The following is a 23,650-nucleotide window of genomic DNA, read 5'->3' on the forward strand; positions in this document are numbered from 1 at the left end:
TTTAATTCTATAATAATTTAAATAATCAGCCTAATGTTCTTACACGAGACTAATTATTTAATATTTCTTCAGATAAATTATATAAATAATAGCTATACAATATTTTAAGAAGTCTAATCACCGAAACCTTAAACTTATCTTAAAATCCCACTCCACAACTACTTATTATAAATATTTTTCATACATTCACGTGATTTTATAAAAGTATATTGAAAACTCTTATTTACTACTATTTTCAATCATTAAATTGGAAAATACATCAATTAATAGCAATAAAAAAGCATGGTTTTCAATTAAAAGCACAATCATAGATATGTTGAAAAATTTTAGAGCCGTTCGTTTATTACTTCTTCTTCCGCTTACATTTTTCGTGTTCGGTTTCCGTCCTCCTCTCAATGAAGAAGAAAAGATGCAGATCATTATGGTCAATACAAAGAATATTTTGTCTTATCTGCATTACAGCCCCAAACCTATTAATGATGCGTATTCAAAAGAAGTGTATAAACAGTATTTTGAATCTATAGATCCTACAAAAACCTATTTCCTGCAATCTGATATGGATGAGTTTCGTAAATATGAAACCAAACTGGATGATTATCTAAACACGGGAGATTTGACTTTTTATAAACTGACAGTCGATAAATTGTATCAAAGGATTGATGAAATTGATAAAATGACGAAGGATATCTTCAGTAAACCCATCAATCTGGAAGAAGATGAAATACTGACTTTGGAACCTAAACTGAAAAATGCACCTGTCAATAATCAGCAGCAGTACAATGAATGGAGGAAGTATGTGAAATACAATATTCTGCAGGAGATAGAATCCATGAATAGGAAAAGCGAAGAAAAGAAGAAGGAAGATTCTAACAATAAAGGAAACAACAGTAAGCCCGAAGTACTAAGCCAGGATGAAAAGATAAAAAAAGCGACAGAAAATGTGAAAGATCTTCTGGAAGAGAAATTTATCAGATTCAGGAAAAGGCAAAAAATGGATTGGTTTACCGTATACATCAATGCGTATACCCATATTTTTGATCCGCATACCAATTATTATTCGCCGCAGGGAAAGAAAGATTTTGATATGGACTTCAAAGGAAAGATCATCGGGATAGGAGCCGTAATTCAGGAAAAGAAAGGAAACCTGTATATCGGTACATTATCCATTGGAGCTCCGGCATGGAAGACCAAGCAGCTGACTGAAGGTGATAAGATCTTAAAAATAAAATCTACTCCCGATACTGATCCTGTAAACGTTGTGGATATGCTTTCCAGCGAAGCCATTAAATTAATCAGAGGTGAAAAAGGAACGCCAATCACTTTAACCGTACAGAAAAAGGACGGAACGATTCAGGATGTGACCATTATCCGTGAAGAAATATCGATTGAAGATACTTTTGCTAAAAGTATTATCATCAATGCATCCGATAAAAAATACGGGCTTATTAATCTACCTAAGTTCAATGCGGATTTTGAAGATAAAGACGGCAGAAATGCTTCTGATGATATTAAAAAAGAAATCCTCAAACTTAAAGAACAAAATATCCAGGGAATTGTTTTGGATCTTAGAGGGAACTCTGGCGGTTCTTTAACGGAAGTTGGTGATATTATGGGACTTTTCATGGATGCAGGCCCTTATGTACAGGTAAAAGATGGAAATGGAAAGATTACCACATTAAAAAATAAAAATGAAGTTCCCATCTGGAACGGCCCACTGGTGATTCTGCAGAATGAATTGTCTGCTTCCGCAGCAGAAATTTTAGCCGGTGTGATGCAGGATTACGGAAGAGCAGTTATCATGGGTTCTCCTGTTTCGTATGGAAAAGGAACGGTACAGGTATTTGTAGATTTGAACAGGTTTTTAAATACGGAGGAAGATTTTGGTTCCATAAAACTAACCATTCAGAAATATTACAGAATCACCGGAGAGTCTACCCAGAGAAAAGGTGTAAGCTCAGATATCCAGATGAAAGATATCTTTTCTTATGCAGACATCGGTGAAAAATATGATGACTATGCATTAGCCTGGGATAAAATACAGGGGACTAGCTTCAATAAACAAAACTTTCTCAATATTCAGGCTTTGCAGAAAGTAAGTGCAGAGAGAATTGCTAAAAACGATAATTATAAGCTATTACTTGAATACGCTCAATGGAAAGAAAATCTGGGTAAGGAAAAAACAGTGCCTTTGAGCATACAAAAATACAGCGACCTGATGAAGCAGAGAAAAACTCAGGATGATAAGTTCAAAGTATTAAAAACATTAGAAAGTGGTCTTACATTTACCATGTATCCAAAAGATATTGAAAGAGAGAAAAATGACGCCGCATTCAAAAATAAATCGGAGGTATGGATTAAAAATCTGCAAAAAGACCTCTACCTGCAGGAAGCCATAAATATCGTTGAAGATCTGGAAGTAAGATCTTAAGCATACTTCCCTATTCTCATATAAAAATTCAAAGCTCAACAATGTATTACCTTATATTGTTGAGCTTTTTTCATTATAATCAAAAATTTATTACAAAATATTTGCGTAGCTAAATAACTACACATATATTTGTAGTCAAATAACTACACGATGAATTTAAGAAGAGATGTATTTCAGGCGATAGCAGATCCTACAAGACGATCTATATTGATGTTAGTAGCGACACACTCGATGACAGCAGGAGCCATTGCCTCCAATTTTGATACGGCAAGGCCCACTGTTTCAAAACATCTCCAGATCCTTACAGAATGTGAACTGCTGCGATCTGAACAAAACGGCAGAGAAATTATCTATCACCTAAATCCCAATAAAATGAAAGAAATAGCCGATTTTATAGAACCCTTCCGCAACATGTGGGACGAGAAATTCAACAAGTTGGAAAGTGTGATGAAAGCGTATCAGAATAAAGAAGCGTGATGCGAGGTGCGAGATACGTGTTTCGGGTTACAAAGTTTCAAGATTGATTGGATAAATGAATTGCAATTTAAAATACCTCGAACCTCGTAAACACAAAACCCCGGATGTCGCATCCCGAACCCTTGAACTCTCCTATTCTAATGCAAAATAACCCGGATCTCGCATCCCGAAACTCAAAACCAAAACCCAAAATATGGAACTTAAAACAAAAATCCAGGCAGAAGGCGGCAAACAGGAAATCTTCATCATCAGAGAATTTGACCTTCCCGTAGAACTTCTTTTCAAGGCGTATACAGAAACTGAATTGTTCGAACAATGGATGGGAACGAAAGTAACCCATTTCGAAAACAAACAACATGGAAGTTACCGCTTTGAAACATCAAATCCTCAGGGCGATGTGGTTTTCAGTGCCAATGGAACTATTCATGACATTGTTCAGAATGAAAAAATTATAAGAACTTTCCAGATGGAAAACACCCCATTTCCGGCTCAGATGGAATTTTTAGAATTTGAAAAGTTAACGGACACCACCAGCAAAATCACGATCCAAACCATTTATAAATCTGTAGACTTTAGAGACCAGCACCTGAAAATGCCTTTTGCACAGGGTATTAATATGGCGCATAATCGTCTGCAGGAATTGTTGGGTGGTGAGAGGAAGAGATAATAGACGATATGGGATACGGGTTTCGAGGTGCGGGGTGCGAGGTTTATAAACTACCCTGAATAACTCGAATCCCGAAACCCGAAACTCTCCCACTCTAATACCCTCAAACCTGAATAACTCAAATCACACCCCAAAATAACCCGAATCCCACATCCAGTAACCCAAAACTCTCCCACTCTCAAACCCTCAAACCCATAAACCCAGAACTCATGAATCCAAAAGTTAATTTTTTCTTCGAAAATGCCGGACAATGGCAGGAAGAATTTGAAAAATTAAGAGCTATTGCCCTTAGTACTGAGCTTGTAGAAGATTTAAAATGGGGCTGTCCCTGTTATACCTATGAAGGGAAAAATATTTTCCTGATCCATGGTTTTAAAGAATATTGTGCGCTTCTCTTCTTTAAGGGAGCTTTGATGAAAGATCCTGATCATATTTTGATTCAGCAGTCTAAAAATGTACAGGCCGCAAGGCAGATTCGTTTTACCGAAGTAGCACAAATTAATGATTTGGAGGAAGTTCTTCGCTCTTATATGTTTCAAGCCGTTGAAATAGAAGAATCGGGTGCTAAAGTAGAAATGAAGAAAACAAAAGAGTTTGAAATGGCTGAAGAATTTCAGGAGAAGCTGGATCAAGATCCTGCATTACAGGAAGCTTTTAAAGCATTAACTCCCGGAAGACAAAGAGCTTATCTTCTCCACTTCTCCTCTGCAAAGCAATCTAAAACCCGTGAAGCCCGCATTGAAAAATGCATCCCGCAAATCATGGACGGAATAGGATTAAACGACTAATTATATAAAAAAACAATCATGAACACACCACAACCCTCACAAAAAAGAACAAAAATCATCTATTGGATATTCACCCTTTGGATGGCTTTGGGAATGGTTTCAACAGCCATTGTCCAACTGATGAAAAACAAAGATGAACTGGCCAATTTTACTAATCTCGGCTATCCTTCTTATCTGATGACCATCATCGGAGTCTGGAAAATTCTGGGCGTTATGGCCATCTTAATTCCTAAGCGCCTGCTTTTAAAAGAATGGGCCTATGCAGGATTTTTCTTTGTCATGTCAGGCGCTGTAATTTCCCATCTTATCGTTGGTGATACGGCCGGCAGAACTTTTCCTGCGGTATTATTATTGGTACTGGTCATTATTTCCTGGTACTTCAGACCTGCAGAAAGAAAAATTACGATTACTGATTAATAATTTTAGAGATTCAGAAATTTTATCACAGGTAAAATCCTTTCGTCTTTAAACAAACCATTATTAATAAAATTTGCGTCTTCGCGATTTCCAACAACACCAATCAACATAACAAAATAAAATTTGACATGAAAAAGAAACTAACCCAGGAACAAATCAACGAGCTTTTGAAAACACTAAAAGCCCGTTTTGAAAAAAATATGAACCGTCATAAAGATCTGAAATGGGAAAAAATCCAACAAAAACTAGAAGCCCATCCCGAAAAGGTCCGTTCTTTATACGAAATGGAAACTACAGAAGGTGAACCCGACGTGGTAGATTATAATAAAAAAACAGATGAATACTCTTTCGTTGACTGCTCCCCCGAAAGTCCAAAACGCCGAAGCTTATGCTATGATTATCCTGCCTGGGATGCCAGAAAAGCCAACAAACCGGAAAGCAATGTCATTGATACCGCTTCTGAAATGGGCATTGAACTTTTGACAGAGGAAAAATATCGTCAACTTCAGGAATTGGGAAAATTTGACCAAAAGACTTCAAGCTGGATCAAAACACCACCACAGATCCGTGAACTTGGAGGTGCTATTTTCTGTGACAGACGGTACAATACTGTATTTACTTATCACAACGGTGCAGATTCTTATTATGCCGCAAGAGGATTTCGAGGTTTATTAAAAGTGTAAAGGAGAATTCTTAGCTGGGATCTCTCAACCAGGGAGATTCCACACTCCAGAAAATAATATTAACGCCAAGATAGTTTTCAGCATATTCTGTAAATTCTTCTTTGGTAAAAGGTTTTTTCGTTTTCGGGTTTTTATACGTCAGCGTCGGCTCCTGAACGGCCATGGCTACAAGAGAAAGCTTTCCTTTATACTGATTAAAAAAAGGATAAGAGTTTTTCATTTGTGCTTTTTTATCAGGAACAATATCTGGTCCACCCAATCCGATATTATTTTTATACGCAAAATCGAACAGTCTGGACATATATTGGTGATCATTTTCCCATTCACACGGAAAGAAATTAACATATTGCAATACGTAAGACTGATGGAAAGCGGTTCTTGCAAATTGTAAATTTTCCAATTCAGCCTGAAAATAACGGTCGCAGCTAAATCCTGTTTTATCTTTTTTCATATCAATATCTATCGCTGTTTCCGGAAGATTAATCCCCTGTATTTTTCCGTCAAATTGCTTTGCCAGCTCACCTATCAGCTTCTGAAATCTCATTCGGACCGCTGGATTTCATTGCTGGGTAGCCCAACCGTTTCCAACTGGTTTATTTTCACCCGGATTATCATACTGAGGAATCAATCCTCCTGTATACTCTTTATCTTTCAACACATACTCCGGAATATATTTTGCCTGTGGTTCAAAAAATCTGTCCTGAAGCTGGATAAATAGCTTTTTGTTAAGACTTGTCAGATAATTCAGATCTTTCTCAATAACAGAAAAATCATATACATCTTTTGATGTTTCCAAAGCTTTCCAGTTATAGACAATCTGTACTCCGCCGATATCTTTACGGGTAATCAGTTTTTCAATTCCATGCAGATCTCCCGAGGAGGTATAAATATAATTCTGAGGAGTCTGTCCCCCGACAAAACATACACCTAAAATAAATAATCCTAAGCCCAGCACTTTAGCACTCTTTTTCATTACAATCAATTTTAAAGAGTAAATCATTTTTCATGCCTAAAAACATCAGACATTTTTAGGAGCATTAAAATAGTATTTCATGATGAGCAATATTTTTAAACATTTTTGTGCACTTAGATAAAGCATAATTAACATGCCGTAAGTATTAGTAATTTCAATGTATTTTTTTAATTAATATTTTTCCTTAAAATCCATTTTATTAAATATTAATTTTCACCAAAAAATCATTATCTCTTCATATCCTATTTTTAATATACAAATACTATTATTATTTTAGCAGAATAGAAATTTGATTTTTAACAATTAAGGATATGAAAAAATTAATCTTATTGGGCGCTGTATCAGCTTTTTTAATCAATTGTAATAAGAAAACTGAAGTTCCGGCTCCCAAAGTAGAAGCAGATACCATTGCTGTGGAAGAACCTGTAATAGATACTCTTGGACCAAAATCGTTCTGTTATATCGGAACAACAGGGAAAGACAGTGTTTTTGCTTCTATTGATGACAATTTAGGAACAATCACCGGAAAATTATCTTATAAAAACAGTGAAAAAGATAGTTCAAAAGGAGATCTAACGGGTTTCAAATCCGGAGATACCCTGAAACTAACTTATGAATTCAGCTCTGAAGGTAAAAAGAGTAAAAGAGATATCTACTTCCTTCAAAAGGATAATGTTTTGACGGAAGGTATTGGTGATCATAAAGAAGAAGACGGACAATCTAAATATGCTGATGAGAAAAAGATAAGTTATAAAGACGGACAGAAGCTAACACCTGCAGACTGTAAAATAGTCAACGAAGCTTTGAAAAAATAATTCATTATAAAATAAAAAAAGGCTGTCTCAAAAGTGTCATTCTGAACGAAATAAAATGTAGTGAAGAATCTCATGTAGTTGTTTGTCATAGAGATTCTTCCTTCGTCAGAATGACAAAAATCCACTAGTGGACTTTTGAGACAGCCTTTTCATTCTATCTTAATTCTGTTCAATAATTTCAATAAAACGGTTCACAGCTTCATCTTCTGTGCTCCATGAAGTAATAAGACGAATGGCTGAAAAATTTTCATCTACTTTCTTCCAGACATAGAATTCAAATTTTTCAGATAATACCTCTATAAGTTGGTTACTGAGAATAGGAAAAATCTGGTTGGTATAGGTATCGGAAAGAAAAGCCGTTCCTTTTTCCTGCAACGCTTTTTTAATTTTCATCGCCTGCTGATTGGCATGTTGTGCCAGCTCAAAATACAGATTGTCTTTCATGAGTTCCATAAATTGAATTCCCAACAGTCTTCCTTTTGCCAATAACGCTCCTTTTTGTTTGATATTAAAAGCAAAATCTTCCTGTAGCACAGGATTATTTATCACAATTGCCTCTCCTATCAAAGCTCCATTTTTAGTTCCTCCAAGATAGAAAATATCGGTAAGAGCAGCTACTTTTTCCAGGGTAAGATCACTGATTTCTGCTGTCAGTCCATGACCAAGCCTTGCCCCATCCATAAACAGGTATAATTTATTTTCCTTACAAAATGCAGAAAGTTCTTCCAGTTCTTTTGCCTGATAGATTGTTCCCAGCTCTGTAGAATTGGAAATATAAACCAGTTTAGGCATCACCTGATGTGGCACATTACTGTGTCCTTCTAAAATTGGAACAATATCTGAAGGTTTTATTTTTCCATCTGCCGTTTCAATGCTAAGTACTTTATGACCTGTAGCTTCAATAGCTCCTGTTTCATTATTCAGGATATGCCCGGGAGCAGCAGATATTACACACTGATAAGGTTTTAGAATTGCAGAAATAACAATTAAGTTAGCCTGCGTTCCTCCAGAAACTAAAAAAACTTCTGAATCCGGATTGCTGATTTTTTTTTTAATTAATGCTTTCGCTTTTAATGAATACTCATCTTCTCCATAGCCAGCCTGCTGTACAAGATTATACTGCGAAAGGGCCTGTAAAATATTAGGATGGCAGCCTTCAGAATAATCGTTTTTGAATGAAAATTTCATAGAGTAAAAGTAAAAAAAGTTAAAATAACAAGAGTCAACTTTTCATTTTATTTTGTTAGATTTGTACTGAAAATCATCTAACATTTTGAAAACAACCCTAACAGAGGAGAATTACCTGAAAGCTTTGTTTCATTTAGTTGACAATGAAGGAAAGGTTACGATTAATGAGCTCAGCAAATTTTTAAATGTAAAAATGCCGAGTGTCAATAATATGATGAAGAAATTTGCGGAAAAAAAGTGGGTCATTTATGAAACCTACAAACCCTTAATCGTTACAGAAAGTGGAAGACGTGAAGCTGCCCTGGTGGTTCGTAAACACCGGCTTACCGAAATGTTCCTGGTTAAGAAAATGAATTTCGGCTGGGAAAACGTTCATGAGATAGCAGAACAGCTTGAGCATGTGCATTCTCAAATCTTCTTTGATAAAATGGACGAAATTCTGGATCATCCTAAATTCGATCCTCATGGAGAACCTATTCCTGATAAAGATGGTAATATTATCGCTCAGGATTTACAAAAATTAAGCAGTTGTGAACCAGGAGAAAATGTAACTTTTGCTTCTGTTACCCTTTCTGATGATGCTTTTCTGACATATCTGAACGACAGAAAATTGCTGCTCGATACAAAAGTGAAAATTATAAAAATAGAAAGTTTTGATAAATCCATGACGATAGAAATTGAGGGCAAAACAGAAATTCTAAGCAAAAAAGCTACTGAGAAAATACTTGTTAAGAAATAAACCATTACCCCTGAAAAAATAAACTGAACAGATCTTCATTAAAAAAATTAGGCTTTTAAAAATTTAAACGATTAAGAAATTTAAGGAGAAAAGTATAGTTAAGACGTATCATTCTGATTTTAAGCTTACAGCGAAACTTTACTTAATGTTATATCCCAAATAAACCTAACAGGTTTTAAAAACCTGTTAGGTTTGATATTCATATAAATCTACTTTTACTCTATTCCTCAAACTGTTAAAAAACGGTTAAACTCTCCTTTCCTAAATACCCGAAAATTTATTTTTACCTAGGTTTGCAAAACTTTCTATAGACTTTGTCTTTCCGACAAATACCCAACCTTTAATTATTACTTAAAAAAATTATGAAAAAAAGCATTCCGTTTTTTATTATTTCGATGTTATTCAGTCCATTGGCAACGGCTCAAACCACTCAGGTAAGAGATTTTGTCATTGAACCACAGATTCAGCCCAATTTTTATATTTATAAAACTTTCGGAGTATTCGGAGGAAAAGAATATTCTACCAATGCTGTTTATCTGGTGACCAAAAAAGGGATTGTCTTATTCGATGTCCCTTGGCAGAAAACACAGTATCAAAGTCTTTTGGATACTATTCAGAAAAGACATAACCTTCCTGTTATTGCGGTATTTGCTACTCATTCACATGAAGACAGAGCCGGAGATTTAAGCTTTTATAATAAGAAAGGCATCAAAACCTACGCTACAGCTAAAACCAATGAGCTTTTGAAGAAGGATGGAAAAGCAACTTCTACTGAACTTATTAAAACAGGAAAACCTTATCGTATTGGTGGAGAAGAATTTATAGTAGACTTTCTTGGGGAAGGACATACTGCCGATAATGTAGTGGTATGGTTTCCCAAATATAAAATACTGGACGGAGGATGTCTTGTCAAGAGCAAAGCAGCTGTTGATCTTGGGTATACGGGAGAAGCCAATGTTGCCCAATGGCCTCAAACCATGACAAAACTGAAAAACAAATACTCACAGGCAACTTTGATTATCCCCGGACACGATGAATGGAAAGGAGGCGGGCACGTAGAACATACACTTGATCTTCTGAATAAAAAATAAATTTGAAGCGCCCTGGCTAATGCCAGGGCGCTTCGATTTTTAAACCATCATATTAATGATTACTATTTTCTAAAAGTTGCGATACTTTTTCAATTTCTTCCATGGTATTGAAGTAATGAGGGGATAATCTGATCGCATGGTCTATATTTTTAAACGTAAAATCAATTAATGCATCCTGTCTGCGGTTTTCCTTAAAAAACACATTATGATCACTCAAAGCTTTATGAATCTTTTCAACCTTTCCATCTGCCTGGCAAAAAGTCACAATACTGCTTAATCTGTTCCCTTTATCCAGAACTCTGAAACCATTATTCTGCAGATTAATTCTTAAAGTATCGGTCAACTTCCGGTTATAATTCTCAATTTGATCCATTCCTATTGCATTGGCATAACGTAAAGCCTCTGCAAATCCAGCTAAAGCAGCATAAGGTCTTTCAAAAAGTTCAAATCTTTTAGCAGTGTCATGGAGCTGAAAATCATCAAATGCTGTCCATTGAGCACCAAAACTATCTAAAAACAGAGGATACATTTTCTGGTTTAATACTTTATCTGAAACGTATAAAAATCCAGTTCCCCTGGGCCCTCGCATAAATTTCCTTCCGGTTGCCGTCAGAAAATCACAATGGATTTTTTCTACATCCACCACGATCTGCCCTACAGACTGGCAGGCGTCCACAAGATACAGGACATCATACTGTTTACATAACTTCCCCACTCCTTCCACATTCTGAATTAAACCGGAATTGGTAGGAATGTGAGTAACAGCAATTAATTTGGGATTATGCTTTTTGATCAGATTTTCAAAATCTTCAAGATCCAATTCATGGTCAGGAAGATTGGCAACCCTTACAATTTCAATATGATACCTTTTCTGTAAAGAAATAAAAGCAATCTGATTGGATATATAATCATCATTAGTAGTAATGATACAATCTCCTTCTTTAAAATCAATACTGGATAAAGCTTTTGCATATCCATCTGTAGAACTGCTTACAAATGCAATATGGGAAGGTTTTGTATTAATCAATTTTGCAGTCTCTTCGTAAAACTGATTGATGATACCCGGGTTTCGTACCGCTGCTGCATACCCTCCCGATTCCTGTTCCTCATATAAAAACTTAATGGTAGTCTCCACAACAGATTTAGGCATTAATGAAGCCCCTGCACTGTTTAAAAATATCTTATCCGAACATCCCGGAGTATCCTGTCTTATAACCTCTAAATTCATTTTTATCAATCCTTACAACAAATTTACTTTTAATTTTTTCTAAATAGGCCTATAAAAAATCCCGAATTTTCATCCGGGACTCTATTTTTACTCAATAATTTTAATCTAAAACACTCCAACCTCTTTTTGGATTCGTGTTTGTGGAAACTTCCTGCTCATTAACAATGATATTTTCTTTTCTCTGACCGATATAATCAAGCTCGCTCAGTTTAGAGAAGATAATTTCAAGGCTTCTCAACATCTGTTGAATGTAAAGCAATGGTTCACCACAATTATGGTGATCGTAATTCGTTTCTGCTACAATAGAAAGCTGGTTCAATAAGGTATGAGGGGCAATCTCACTCCATTCCAAACTGTAGTTCAGCATTTCCTCCAGTTCTGCAGGAACAAGAAGCTGGGTTGAATTGTATAAATGAAGCGCCAGTCTTGCAAAAGACTCAATTAAAAATACAGGCGGCTGCCAAGGGGTAACATTTCTGAACTGGAAATACATATCTCCAAAAGTATTCACCATGGTAGTACACAAGAACTTAACGTTTTGTGCCAATGCTGTATTCTGATTTTTATGGGATGCTTTCTGAATAATTTTAAAAGCATACTGCTGAAGATTTCCGATAGACTTAGCATAGCTGCTGTAATAATCCACCAAAGCCGGGTGACTCTGTACAGAAGTACAAGGCGGAATAAAGTTAGAATCCACCTGAGCAATATTTCCTTTTAAATCTACCTTACCGATGATAAGATAATTTCCTCCAGAATAGCTGCTGTTCAAAGACGTTACGGGAAGCAGTTCAATATGGTGATTCGGCTGTGCATTCGGGTGGCGTGGCGGAATTTCCTCAGGATCAATATCTCCAAAAGGTACTTTATCAAAAGGATTTACAGAGATCAGAATATAATATTCACCATCAGCCTGTTCTTCATTCATTGATTTCGCCAATGATTTCACGCTGATCCTTCTGTCTGTGAGTTCAATACGGTATCCTGCCATTGTCACAGCGCTGCAACGCTTAATTACAAGCTGTACATCATTGGTTGCCGTGTTGTGAACGTCAAAAATGGTACGGTCTGTAAATTCGTTCGAAATAGGTAAAAGCCCGTAGTTATATGTAGTAATTCCAAGGGAATTGGAATCTCTGATGGTATCAATTAAGAAATTATCCTGATCATTAAGGTGTCTCTGGGAAACCTTCATCCCGTCCACCCAATTGATTGCAAAATGTTTAATAGGCTGTATCATGTTTAATACTTTTTAATTTTTTGTGTTTATGATTTTCTTTTGACTCCCTCCTCTTCATGCTGAATAACTCGCTTACAAATCACCACTTCATTTTCAGAAATGTTGTTTGTCGTAATGTCGTGGTCGAAATCTATATATTTTCTAAAGCTGAAAAACGATTTTTTAGTGTAGAAGATCCAGTAATAAGGTTCATTTCCTTCGTCTGAAAGATGAATAATGGAACCTGGATTTTTGTGGTTGTAATCATCTACTACTCTATAGAACCAATCTCCGAAAGTAACCCCTGTAGGAAGTGTTTTCGCTTTAATTCTGAAACGGTTGGTATCTTCCAGTTTTTTGCTCAGTTCAACATTCAGGACCATTAATCTGTCAAAATCTGCCCCTTCAAAATCAGGAAGCTTCTGCTCCGGTGAATATCTCCATGTTTTATAAATATCAAAAGGAATACTGATAAACTGAATATAGCAGTAATAAAACACCATCGGAACCACAAAGATCACCATACTTGTTGCTGCCATCACAGCATATCCTGTACCTTTACTCATCCAGTTGAAGATCAGGGTGAAAAGATATCCGCCCAAAGCGATACACGTTAATGAAAGGATAGACTCAAACAGAATACTCATTGCCAGAGAATCGATGTACTTTTTGAAATATTTATGCAGTAAGTTCACGTGAATAATCCCAAAAATAAGATAGATCACCTGTGCAATAAGATACCAGTACGGATTAAAAAGGTTCCCTGCAAATCCAAAAACGCCCGGGATAGCCAGACACAAACTGCAAAGGAGTACATATATAATGATCACCTTAATTTTGATCGCAGGTTTATTTCTCCTGATTACACCGAGTATAACCATCATAATAATTGCGATTAAAGGCATTAAGATATACCTTAAAAAAATACCTTTTACTGAAGAAATTTCCATTTGTTTCTTTTCGAATTTATACTTTGTTGGTAGCTGTAAATATAATAAAATAATTTAGAGGAATGTAGAGTATCCAAGGCGGCTGGCATTTCTTTCATCGTCTTCAAGACTGAATGAATATTCCTCTTTTTCTGTGACAAAATTCTCTTCCACATCCACTGTTACAGGAAGAAAATAGTCATACAATGACTGAAGTACATTTCTGAACGGACTTCCCGGAATATACTTCTTCATATCCCCATAAGGAATTGGTCCAATGTTCACCACCCAGTTTCGTTGCCCGTCCATATGAGGTCCGCTTGGAATATAGGTGACTCCCAATCTTGAATTTCCCAGTAACATGGAATCATCATTTTTCTCGATTCCGTCAATAATATTAGGTGAAAAAGTAACCTGTACCGGTACCTGCAGAAAAGCAGTCAAACATCTTTCAAACCATCTTTTATCTCCTCTGATCTGATGGAAAAAAGGTAAAATGTGCATAAAAATATAGGCACTCTGCTTATCCAGCATTTTGATCATGGGCCAAAGTTCACTTACTGTGTCCAGTAAAGAATCGGTGCTGCTTGTAATATCAAATTCTGATTCTTTAAGCAAAGCACTGATTTCCGTAAAGAATACTTCCAGCTCAAAAGGCCGGAAAAACTTACGGGCATCATCTTCTACCCTTTTCTGCTTCCTGATTTCCCTTACCACCGTATCTACATTCTTTCTGGAAGCTCCCAGAGACGGTGGATGGAATAAGCCTTCCGGAAGATAGTCGTAAATACCTTCTCTGTAGCTCTCTATCGTAAAAACTTCCTCATCAAATCCTAAATAACTGCTTGAAATACTTTTGATGTCTTTTAGGTAAGCACGGTCGTTCACACCGACACGCTCAATGAATATATTACTTACCGCACGGTGGTATTTCAAGAGGTTTACAGCTACAGCTTCAGCCTTAAAGTCTGTCTGCAGCTTATTGTAATGCATATCTACAATATTATTCTCATACATAGTGTTTCCTCTGATTATGACTTGTAAAGATAATATATCTCATAAGTTTGAAAAAATATTTTTACAACAATTTTATTCTAAAAGTAGTAATTTATTGACAGTAATAGGAATAATTTTCTACAAATTCCGTGAAAATACGGTAAATACCCTATTTATTTGTTTTTTATTATTTAAAATTAACTATTCAGAATCAATCGATTAAAGGGTTTTAATTTATAGTTTAAAGTTCAAGGTTTAAAATTTAAAGTGTAAGATTGTGATTCAGATTTTAAACTGTAATCCGTATTGTTCTATCCTGTTACCTTTATTACCGGAAAAATCCAAGCGTCAAACCTACTGTAATTGCTTCTTTTATTTAAATTAAATTTTATTAACATCATCATATGGAATAAATTCAGGATAAAGCATGCTCATTCCGAAAGTGGGCCGTATCTTTGCAGACTGAAAATTGTTATTAAAAAATGAAAAGTATTTATTCTAAAATTCTGATTTTAGCATTCATGGCCTCTTCACTTTATTCTTATGCGTGGGGATTAACGGGACACAGAGTGATTGCAGATATTGCACAAAACCACCTTTCCCGCAAAGCAAGAAGAGAGATTAAAAAGATCATGGGAAAAGAGCGTCTGGCTTACTGGGCAAACTGGCCGGATTTCATTAAATCTGATACTACAGGTGCATGGAAGCAGGCTTCATCATGGCATTATGTAAACATTGATCCGATGACTGATTTTAAAGCTTTTGAACAAAATTTAAAAGCACAGGCAGGACCAAGTCTTTACACTCAGGTAAATACATTGTCAAGCCAGATCAAAGACAAAAACACTTCTGAAAAAGACAGAAAAATTGCTTTAATCTTCCTCATCCACATTATGGGAGATCTTGCACAGCCACTTCACGTAGGTAGAGCGGAAGATTTAGGAGGAAACAAAATCAACGTTACCTATTTCGGGGAAAAAACCAATTTACACTCTGTATGGGATGGGAAATTAGTAGATTCTCAAAAATACAGCTACACTGAATATTCCAAGCTTTTAGATATCAAATCTAAAGAAGAAGTAGCACAGATTCAATCCGGAACACTGGAAGACTGGTTGTATGATTCTCATAAAATCGCCAACAAGATCTATGCACAGACTCCAAACGATTCTAAGCTATCTTACGACTATCAGTACAAGTTCAATGAAACGATGGAAAGACAATTGTTGTACGGAGGATTGAGACTGGCAAAAGTATTGAATGAACTTTTCTAAGTAGAATTTCGGGTTGCAAGCTCGGGTTATTTAACCCAAAACAATTTAAAATATAACTCTTAGAGATAAAAACGGGACTTCGGTTTCGTTTTTTTTGTTTAAGGTTTAAGGTTTAGGGTTTAGGATTTAGGATTTAGGATTTGGGGAAATTATAAAGTTTGTAAATGAACTTACCTCTTTTAGAATTTATATTTATTTTTTTAAATGATAAACCAAAACACACAACAATTTAGTTATCAGTTATTTAATCTGTTATTAAAAAATCATTAATACATTTTATAGTATACTTTGCACAAAAATATTAAATCCTGTGTAACCTTTTTACCTTTTCATACGTATATATTATAGTAACTCTTTTTTGAGGATAAAATAAATGAGACAATTAAAAATCACTAAGCAGGTTACCAACAGGGAAACTGCTTCATTAGACAAGTATTTGCAGGAAATTGGTAAAGTGGAACTGATCACTGCGGACGAGGAAGTAGAATTGGCACAAAGAATACGTGCAGGCGACAGAGCCGCACTTGAGAAATTAATCAAAGCCAACCTTCGTTTCGTAGTATCTGTATCTAAACAATACCAAAATCAAGGTCTTTCTTTACCCGATTTGATCAATGAAGGTAACTTAGGATTAATGAAAGCGGCAAAAAGGTACGATGAAACTAGAGGTTTCAAATTTATCTCTTATGCAGTATGGTGGATTCGTCAATCAATTTTACAGGCATTGGCTGAACAGTCAAGAATTGTAAGACTACCATTGAACAAGATTGGGTCTATCAACAAAATCAATAAAGCATACGCTCACCTTGAGCAGGAAAATGAAAGACCACCTTCTCCGGAAGAATTGGCTGAAGTTCTTGACATGAGCGAGGAAGATATCAAAGAATCTATGAAAAACTCCGGAAGACACCTGTCTATGGATGCGCCTTTAGTAGAAGGTGAAGATTCTAATCTTTATGATGTATTACGTTCAGGAGAATCTCCAAGTCCTGATAAAGATCTGATGCTTGAATCTCTGCAAATCGAGATTGAAAGAGCATTGAATACTTTGACGCCAAGAGAGGCTGATCTGGTAAGATTGTACTTCGGACTGAACGGAAAACACCCAATGACTTTAGAGGAAATTGGTGAAACTTTCGATCTTACAAGAGAGAGAGTTCGTCAGATCAAAGAAAAAGCAATTAAGAGACTAAAACACAATACCAGAAGCAAGATTCTTAAATCTTATCTGGGTAAATAATTTTAGCGTAAAAAATTTTATAGGCGGAGTCTGTTTTCAGGCTCCGTTTTTTTATTCATGTAACATTTTTCAGGGTTTGTTCAACTAATTAAAATCATATCCTTTAGTCCCTTGTGTTACCATTGAAATGATTAATTTTAGTTGCTTTGGATATGATGTTGATTTCAACCAAAACAAAACATACTATGAAAAAAATACTTTTCGCCTCTATTCTGGCTTTATCTCTACTTTCCTGCAGAGAAAACCAATCGAAGCAGGCTCCTGTGGTAGAAAACGCAGTTGACAATGCTGAATCTTCAGTTTCAGGAGCTATTAAAAAAAATACCAGATACTCCTCACGTGAAGGAAACCTTGTTCATGAAATTTATCAGGAGCTGATAAAAAATGATAAAAATTTACAGGATCTTGACTTAAGAATAGAAAATATTCAAAAGGAAACGGAAACCTCCATTTCGGAATATGATGATGTTATTCAAAAATCGGAAACATACTATAATGATGCGACTGTATTATCCGGTTCCATTACAGATTCCATTACCAAGAAACAAATTGAAAAAGAGATAAAAGCAAGCGCTGAAAAATATGATGTAAAAACACAGACGATCAGAGACCTCATCGCCAAAATAAAAGCAAACAGGACCACACTTCATGATCAATACCTTGTATTCAAAATCAGAAAAACACTTCCTGAAATTGAAAAATATCAAAAGGCCCATCCTCTGAAAACAGACAGTCTCAATCAATTCATCAATAAACAGAATAAACTGCTGGAAGAGCTGAAAAATCTGAAATAAAATTATAACACCTTATGAAATATACGACCCAATGGCTTACCGATAAAAGCCGCGTGAAAGAACTTGTAGACTTTTTCATTACGCATAAAACAGATGCTTATATTTCTCATGGCGAAATGATGTCCGGCAGAGCCATAGACTCACACCACTGGAATCCTGATCTTGAACTGATCCTGACAGAACAGCTGATCACCGATTTTAATTCCGATGGCAGTTCCAAACTGAATATTCTGGTTGCAGAAAATGAAAATGGAGAAATTGTCGGTATGATGGTTTTCAACCTCATCAACAGTCCATTTAAAAAGTATGCCATTCTGGAGGATATGCTTCTGGATCAGTCAGTGAGAGGCCAGTCTCTTGGAAGTAAACTGCTGGAGAAAGCTATTCATGAATCTAAAAGCTGGAATATCAGTTTTATCTTATTAGAAAGTGGAGTCAACAATCATGGCGCTCACAACTTTTTCAGTAAGTACGGTTTCAAAAAAGTGTCGGAGAGTTATATTTTAAGTTTATAAATTAAAATTCAGGTCCTAACTTATGAGCACCATTTCTATTATCGGAGCCGGAATCGGAGGACTTATCCTCGGAAATGTACTGAAACAGCATCAGTATGATTTCACGATCTATGAATCTGCGCCTGAAATAAAACCGGTAGGAGCAGGAATTATGATGGCCGTCAATGCAATGCAGATATTCGATAAATTAGGTTTAAAGGAAAAAATTAAAAAATCATCAACAATTTATTAATAACAACTAAAAATTAACAACATGAAAAATTTTTTTTATGTATTGCTCCTGCTCATAGGAGTTCATACGGCACAAGCTCAGGAAGTCCCGGTACTGGACAGAGCTTTATTCTTTGGTAACCCGGAAATTTCCGGAGGACAACTGAGTCCCGATGGGAAATGGATTTCCTTTACAAAAGAATATGAAGGGATTATGAATATCTGGGTAAAAAAAATTGATGAGCCTTTTGAAAAAGCACGTCCTTTAACAAACAGCAAACGCCCGTTGAATGGATATTTCTGGACAGAAGACGGAAAATATATTCTGTATGTAAAAGATAATAACGGGGATGAAAACATGAATATTTTTGCAGTAGATCCTATGGCAAAAGTAACAAAAGGAGTTCCGGAATCAAGAAATATTACACCGCTTAAAGACGTTACTGCAAGTATCTACATGGCAAGCAGAAAAGATCCCGATTTGCTGATGATTGGATTGAATAACCGCGATAAAGCATGGCATGATCTGTATTCGGTGAAAATTTCTACAGGAGAACTGAAAAAGATTTACGAAAATAAAGACCGCATCACCAGCTATGAATTTGACTGGGATGAAAAATTAAGGGTTCTTTCCAAAACGGATGATAAAGGAACGACACAGTTTTTTTATAAAGAAGGTGATAAACTGACTCCTATTTACGAAACACTGGTTACAGAAAGTGCTTATATCTCCAACTGGAACGAAGACAATTCTAAGTTTTATCTGGTAACCAATAAAGGAGATCTCGATAAATCTGCACTATTCCTGATGGATCCTAAAACAAAACAGATTACAAAAATAGAAAGTGATCCTAAAGATAAGGTGGACTTCGGAGGACTGTTTTTAGACAGAAATACAAGAAAAATGATCTACACTTCTTATACCGGAGATAAAACAGAATATTACTGGAAAGATAAAGCCTGGGAAGCTAACTACAAATTCCTGCAAAGTAAATTCCCTGGAAGAGAAGTTGGTTTTGCAAGTTCTACCAATGATTATTCTAAGTTCCTTGTTTCCGTAGGAGGAGATAAATATGCTTCAGAAGCCTATTTCTTCGATGCCAAGACAAAACAGCTGATATTCCAGTATACGCCAAGAACAGAACTGAAAAAAGTTGAAAAATACCTGGCTGCCATGACTCCTATCAGCTATAAAAGCAGTGACGGACTTGAAATTCCGGCTTACCTGACTTTACCTGTAGGTTCTTCTGGAAAGAATGTTCCTGTTGTGGTTTTAGTACACGGAGGCCCGAAAGGTCCAAGAGATTATTGGGGATATAACTCAACGGTACAGTTTTTAGCCAACAGAGGATATGCTGTGCTTCAGCCTAACTTCAGAGCAAGTGGCGGATATGGTAAAAAGTTCCAGAATGGCGGAGATCTTCAGTGGGGAAAGCTGATGCAGGATGACATTACCTGGGGCGTAAAATATCTGATCGATCAGGGAATTGCAGATAAAAACAAAGTGGTGATCATGGGAGGAAGCTACGGTGGCTATGCAACGCTGGCCGGGCTGGCTTTCACTCCGGATGTATATGCTGCGGGAGTAGATATCGTAGGACCAAGTAACTTATTTACATTACTGGATTCTGTTCCTGCTTATTGGGAATCTGCCCGTGCATTCCTTTATGGGATGGTAGGTGATCCAAAAACGGAGGAAGGTAAAAAACGTATGCATGATGCAAGCCCACTATTCAGTGTAGATAAAATCAATAAACCATTATTGATTGTTCAGGGAGCTAATGATCCAAGAGTAAAGCAGGCTGAAGCAGATCAGATTGTCATTGCTCTTCGTGATAAAGGTAAAAAGGTAAACTACATTCTTGCTGATGATGAAGGTCATGGATTCCGTAAACCTGTAAACAGCATGGCGATGTATGCTGAAACCGAAAAATTCCTTGCTGAAGTTATCGGAGGAAGATATCAGAAAGAAATGCCTGAAAATGTGGCAAAACGTCTGAAGGAAATGACGGTTGATATTTCAAAAGTTACTTATACACCAGCAAAGACTGAAAAAGCAGTAGGAGCTTCTAAATAAAAGCATCTTATACATTATATAAAGCCATCTCGTGAAAATGAGGTGGCTTTTGTCTTTACATAAACTCATATCATTTGTAGAATCATATATTCTTTACAAAAAAATTCTTTATACAAGCATTTACCTAACCAAAAAAACTGCCTCAATGAGACAGCTTTTTTTAATATAATTTAGTTAAATTTAATAAGTTAAAGTAACACCTGCACCCCAGCCTATTTCTTTATCATAGTTTCCGGAAAGGGATAACCATTTCTGAACAATGTACCGAAGTCCTGTAGAAAATTCTCCATCTGAATTGATGCTAAAATTTCCTCTCAGCCTTCTGGAAAGCGGTATATCTTCACGGCTAAGTTCCAATAACACTTTTCCGTTTTGATCAACACTTGCGTCAGCAGTGATGAGCATTGGCAGCACATACTGCATACCCACCATGAATGTAAACTTATTCTTAGAGGCTTTCTGCTGCCCGAACCAGGTCTTTTTACCGTGAAAATCCGTTCCCATATCTTCTGCCATCTGTCTTTCCATGATCTCATGATTCTTTTGAACTCTGATTCCGGCATAAGGAAGCGCCCACTGGAATTTACCTAAAAAACGTCCCACTTTCGCACTTCCTTCGAAATGATCAAAGTTCCAGTTGGAATGAAACTCATTCAGGTTAGCCCATCTAGGCCCGAACATCGTCATCGTTTCTGCATGGATTCTATTGCTAGCTACATCCAGCATCGCCATAGAGCTTGTCATTTTATTATCCTGTATAAAATTTTTCCAGGCTAATTTTCTGTTGGGAAGCTGTGGATTCGGCTTTGAGTTTTCATAACTGAAGATTCTTCCCATTCCTGCCATCATATGGTATAAAATGTGACAGTGGAAAAACCAGTTTCCATCCTGATTCGCAGCAAATTCTATCGTTACGGTTTCCATTGGCATGATATCTACAACATTTTTCAGTGGAGAATATTCTCCTTTTGAATTGATCAATCTGAAATCATGACCGTGAAGGTGCATCGGGTGACGCATCATAGAATTATTATACATCTTGATTCTAAGAACCTCTCCTTTTTTGATCAGAATTTTATCTGTCTCTGTTACGGTTTTATTATCCAGTGTCCACAGATAATGATTCATATTCCCTTCCAGCGTAAATTTCATTTCACGAATGCTGTCTGAGGGAAGAATGGTTTTCTCAGGAGATTTCAAAATATTGTAAGACAGTCTTTTGATTGTTTTCTCTTCCTTCATATCCATTCCGGCATGTTGAGAATGATCCTCTTTCTGATCTTCCTTCGTCTTCACACCCATCATTTCATTGATGTGCTTCGCTGTAGTCTTTCTCTGGCTTTCGGATAATTCAGGGTACATCACTTCGTTCATATCCATCATCTGATTTCCCATCGTCATATTCATCGGTTTCATATTTCCGCTCATCTCCATCATGCCGTTCATCATTTTCATGCCTTCAAAAAGCATCAGCCTTGGAAGATTGGGAGCTTCAACCTTTTCTCCTGCACCCAGCCAAAGAGAAGCGTGTCCTATTCTGTCTTCAGAAGTCGCTCTGAATTCAAAGCTTTTGTTTTCAGGAATGGTCACTTCAATATCATAGGTTTCCGACACTCCTACAATCAGACGGTCAACCTCTACAGGTACCACGTCATTCCCGTCATTTCCCACTACTTTTATCTTTCCTCCGCCATAATTTAACCAGAAATAGGTAGAGGAACCTCCATTGGCAACTCTCAGTCTTACTTTATCACCCGCTTTTACATTAGAATAATCTGAACTTGGTGCGCCATTGATTAAGAATTTATCGTAATAAACATCACTTACATCCATGGCTTCCATTCTTTTCCACTCATTCAGTACTTTTGTCCCAAAATTTCCCGATTTGATAGCTTCCCAGTAACTCTGTACGGCATTTTTCTTTACCGCATACCAGTCTGTATTGGCCATATGAAGCCTTCTTGCAATCTGCATCGGATCATCATCACTCCAATCTCCAAGTAATACCGGAATTTCAGCATTGTATGTTGTTTTTGGCTCACCTTCTCTTTTTTTAAATACCAGAATACCATTCATCCCAATCTGTTCCTGAAGGGCTTCATGCGAATGATACCAGTACGTTCCGTTCTGAGAAATTCTGAATTTGTATAAATGAGTTTCCCCAGGTTTTACAGGTTTTGTGGTAAGGTATGGAACACCATCATGTTCATTGGGAAGAATCACGCCGTGCCAATGCAGCCCTGTATTTTCCTTAAGCATATTGTGCAGGTAGATCTCTGCAGTATCTCCTTCTGTAAAATATAAAGTCGGAGCCTGAAGTTTACCATTGATTGCAATTGCTCTTCTGTTTTTTCCTGTAAAATTGACAATCGTATCTTTTACATAGAGATCGTAACGAACTGTTTTTCCTCCAAAAGTAATCTTTCCATTTTCTGAATTACGTTTTAAAACAGATTTTTCTTCTTTAGGATTTTCAGCCTGTGTATGGGAATGATCTTCTTTTTCTACCAGTTCCATCCCGCATTTAGGACATTTTCCAGGCTTGTCTGAAACTACTTCCGGATGCATAGGGCATGTATAAGTTGTTTGAGCTTGAGTTAAGACTTTATTCTCTGGTTGAACAGAAGATTTTATGACATTCGTTTTATCAGCAACTTTTGCTTTATTTATTTTAGTTTCTGCAGGTTTTGCTTTAGCCTCTGTTTTAGGGGTAGGCTTTACTTCCGGTTTTGCTGCTACTTTGGGTTTTATAACCACTGTTTTTTTCATGAGAGTCATTCCGCATTTCGGGCAGTCTCCGGGTTTTGATGACACCACTTCCGGGTGCATGGGACAGGTATAATACGTTTTTGTAGTTTGTGCGAAAGTAAACACAGAGAATAAAAGCATCAGAAACATTATC

Annotated in this window: 23 protein-coding genes; 15 read left to right on the forward strand and 8 right to left on the reverse strand. The window is 36.4% G+C overall.

Translation table 11 applies throughout. The annotated features are described in order from the left end of the window. Window positions 1-313: 313 nt before the first annotated feature. The 6 genes from RHP76_RS04140 to RHP76_RS04165 all read left to right on the forward strand — a co-directional run bounded on the left by RHP76_RS04140 (window position 314) and on the right by RHP76_RS04165 (window position 5,460). Window positions 314-2,428 (forward strand): carboxy terminal-processing peptidase, encoded by a 2,115-nt coding sequence (locus tag RHP76_RS04140; RefSeq protein WP_311229562.1) that lies wholly within the window; start codon window positions 314-316, stop codon window positions 2,426-2,428. 150 nt (window positions 2,429-2,578) lie between these two features. Then, a complete protein-coding gene (locus RHP76_RS04145; protein WP_062669351.1) occupies window positions 2,579-2,905 on the forward strand; it encodes an ArsR/SmtB family transcription factor in 327 nt (108 codons plus the stop codon). Window positions 2,906-3,098: 193 nt separating this feature from the next. Beyond that, a complete protein-coding gene (locus RHP76_RS04150) occupies window positions 3,099-3,572 on the forward strand; it encodes an SRPBCC domain-containing protein (RefSeq protein WP_062669349.1) in 474 nt (157 codons plus the stop codon). A gap of 209 nt (window positions 3,573-3,781) precedes the next feature. Next, the gene (locus tag RHP76_RS04155) at window positions 3,782-4,360 is read left to right on the forward strand and encodes a YdeI/OmpD-associated family protein (RefSeq protein ID WP_288441844.1); all 579 of its coding nucleotides are present in this window, start codon (window positions 3,782-3,784) and stop codon (window positions 4,358-4,360) included. A gap of 18 nt (window positions 4,361-4,378) precedes the next feature. Further along, window positions 4,379-4,777, forward strand: a complete 399-nt coding sequence (locus tag RHP76_RS04160; protein ID WP_311229563.1) for a DoxX family protein — start codon at window positions 4,379-4,381, stop codon at window positions 4,775-4,777. A gap of 128 nt (window positions 4,778-4,905) precedes the next feature. Next, window positions 4,906-5,460 carry a DUF4256 domain-containing protein gene (locus tag RHP76_RS04165; protein WP_311229564.1) on the forward strand — a complete coding sequence of 185 codons (555 nt, stop codon included), beginning with the start codon at window positions 4,906-4,908 and terminating at the stop codon, window positions 5,458-5,460. Window positions 5,461-5,470: 10 nt separating this feature from the next. On the opposite strand, the gene RHP76_RS04170 is transcribed toward RHP76_RS04165, so the two are convergent. Together RHP76_RS04170 and RHP76_RS04175 are read right to left on the reverse strand one after the other, a co-directional pair. Further along, on the reverse strand, window positions 5,471-6,004 hold the full coding sequence (locus RHP76_RS04170; protein WP_311229565.1) for a hypothetical protein: 534 nt from the start codon (window positions 6,002-6,004) through the stop codon (window positions 5,471-5,473). Between the two features lie 15 nt (window positions 6,005-6,019). Continuing rightward, the gene (locus RHP76_RS04175) at window positions 6,020-6,433 is read right to left on the reverse strand and encodes a hypothetical protein (RefSeq protein WP_311229566.1); all 414 of its coding nucleotides are present in this window, start codon (window positions 6,431-6,433) and stop codon (window positions 6,020-6,022) included. Between the two features lie 311 nt (window positions 6,434-6,744). On the opposite strand from RHP76_RS04175, the gene RHP76_RS04180 reads away from it, so the two are divergent. Then, window positions 6,745-7,248 (forward strand): hypothetical protein, encoded by a 504-nt coding sequence (locus RHP76_RS04180; protein ID WP_120231313.1) that lies wholly within the window; start codon window positions 6,745-6,747, stop codon window positions 7,246-7,248. Between the two features lie 159 nt (window positions 7,249-7,407). Here RHP76_RS04180 and RHP76_RS04185 read toward each other — a convergent pair whose 3' ends face one another. Next, window positions 7,408-8,436, reverse strand: a complete 1,029-nt coding sequence (locus RHP76_RS04185; RefSeq protein ID WP_277694886.1) for a threonine aldolase family protein — start codon at window positions 8,434-8,436, stop codon at window positions 7,408-7,410. A gap of 85 nt (window positions 8,437-8,521) precedes the next feature. On the opposite strand from RHP76_RS04185, the gene RHP76_RS04190 reads away from it, so the two are divergent. Then, window positions 8,522-9,175, forward strand: a complete 654-nt coding sequence (locus tag RHP76_RS04190) for a metal-dependent transcriptional regulator (protein WP_311229567.1) — start codon at window positions 8,522-8,524, stop codon at window positions 9,173-9,175. Window positions 9,176-9,537: 362 nt separating this feature from the next. Further along, window positions 9,538-10,266 (forward strand): IND family subclass B1 metallo-beta-lactamase, encoded by a 729-nt coding sequence (blaIND, locus tag RHP76_RS04195; RefSeq protein ID WP_311229568.1) that lies wholly within the window; start codon window positions 9,538-9,540, stop codon window positions 10,264-10,266. 52 nt (window positions 10,267-10,318) lie between these two features. Here the strand turns inward: blaIND and RHP76_RS04200 are convergent, their stop codons facing one another. The 4 genes from RHP76_RS04200 to RHP76_RS04215 all read right to left on the reverse strand — a co-directional run bounded on the left by RHP76_RS04200 (window position 10,319) and on the right by RHP76_RS04215 (window position 14,635). Next, window positions 10,319-11,494, reverse strand: a complete 1,176-nt coding sequence (locus tag RHP76_RS04200) for an aminotransferase class V-fold PLP-dependent enzyme (protein ID WP_288441836.1) — start codon at window positions 11,492-11,494, stop codon at window positions 10,319-10,321. A 100-nt stretch (window positions 11,495-11,594) separates the two neighbouring features. After that, entirely contained in the window at window positions 11,595-12,734 is a 1,140-nt protein-coding gene (locus RHP76_RS04205; protein ID WP_062674847.1) for a hypothetical protein, read from the reverse strand. A gap of 26 nt (window positions 12,735-12,760) precedes the next feature. After that, the gene (locus RHP76_RS04210) at window positions 12,761-13,597 is read right to left on the reverse strand and encodes a TssN family type VI secretion system protein (protein ID WP_311229569.1); all 837 of its coding nucleotides are present in this window, start codon (window positions 13,595-13,597) and stop codon (window positions 12,761-12,763) included. 120 nt (window positions 13,598-13,717) lie between these two features. Then, window positions 13,718-14,635 (reverse strand): type VI secretion system baseplate subunit TssG, encoded by a 918-nt coding sequence (locus RHP76_RS04215; RefSeq protein ID WP_238590626.1) that lies wholly within the window; start codon window positions 14,633-14,635, stop codon window positions 13,718-13,720. 485 nt (window positions 14,636-15,120) lie between these two features. Between RHP76_RS04215 and RHP76_RS04220 the strand changes: the two genes are divergently transcribed. The 6 genes from RHP76_RS04220 to RHP76_RS04245 all read left to right on the forward strand — a co-directional run bounded on the left by RHP76_RS04220 (window position 15,121) and on the right by RHP76_RS04245 (window position 20,748). Beyond that, the gene (locus RHP76_RS04220; RefSeq protein WP_047374592.1) at window positions 15,121-15,912 is read left to right on the forward strand and encodes a S1/P1 nuclease; all 792 of its coding nucleotides are present in this window, start codon (window positions 15,121-15,123) and stop codon (window positions 15,910-15,912) included. A gap of 373 nt (window positions 15,913-16,285) precedes the next feature. Further along, window positions 16,286-17,152 carry a sigma-70 family RNA polymerase sigma factor gene (locus RHP76_RS04225; protein WP_002979276.1) on the forward strand — a complete coding sequence of 289 codons (867 nt, stop codon included), beginning with the start codon at window positions 16,286-16,288 and terminating at the stop codon, window positions 17,150-17,152. Between the two features lie 185 nt (window positions 17,153-17,337). Beyond that, window positions 17,338-17,946 carry a hypothetical protein gene (locus tag RHP76_RS04230; RefSeq protein ID WP_311229570.1) on the forward strand — a complete coding sequence of 203 codons (609 nt, stop codon included), beginning with the start codon at window positions 17,338-17,340 and terminating at the stop codon, window positions 17,944-17,946. Between the two features lie 14 nt (window positions 17,947-17,960). Beyond that, window positions 17,961-18,461: a GNAT family N-acetyltransferase gene (locus tag RHP76_RS04235; RefSeq protein WP_120231318.1), complete on the forward strand. Its 501-nt coding sequence runs from the start codon at window positions 17,961-17,963 to the stop codon at window positions 18,459-18,461. A gap of 22 nt (window positions 18,462-18,483) precedes the next feature. Then, window positions 18,484-18,693 (forward strand): NAD(P)-binding protein, encoded by a 210-nt coding sequence (locus tag RHP76_RS04240; protein ID WP_228436669.1) that lies wholly within the window; start codon window positions 18,484-18,486, stop codon window positions 18,691-18,693. A 21-nt stretch (window positions 18,694-18,714) separates the two neighbouring features. Then, window positions 18,715-20,748, forward strand: coding sequence for a S9 family peptidase (locus RHP76_RS04245; RefSeq protein WP_311229571.1), 2,034 nt, complete (start codon window positions 18,715-18,717; stop codon window positions 20,746-20,748). A 180-nt stretch (window positions 20,749-20,928) separates the two neighbouring features. Here RHP76_RS04245 and RHP76_RS04250 read toward each other — a convergent pair whose 3' ends face one another. After that, entirely contained in the window at window positions 20,929-23,646 is a 2,718-nt protein-coding gene (locus tag RHP76_RS04250) for a multicopper oxidase domain-containing protein (RefSeq protein WP_409193531.1), read from the reverse strand. Between the last annotated feature and the right edge of the window lie 4 nt (window positions 23,647-23,650).

The sequence above is a fragment of the Chryseobacterium sp. SG20098 genome, from assembly GCF_031844745.1.
Classification (GTDB): domain Bacteria; phylum Bacteroidota; class Bacteroidia; order Flavobacteriales; family Weeksellaceae; genus Chryseobacterium; species Chryseobacterium cucumeris.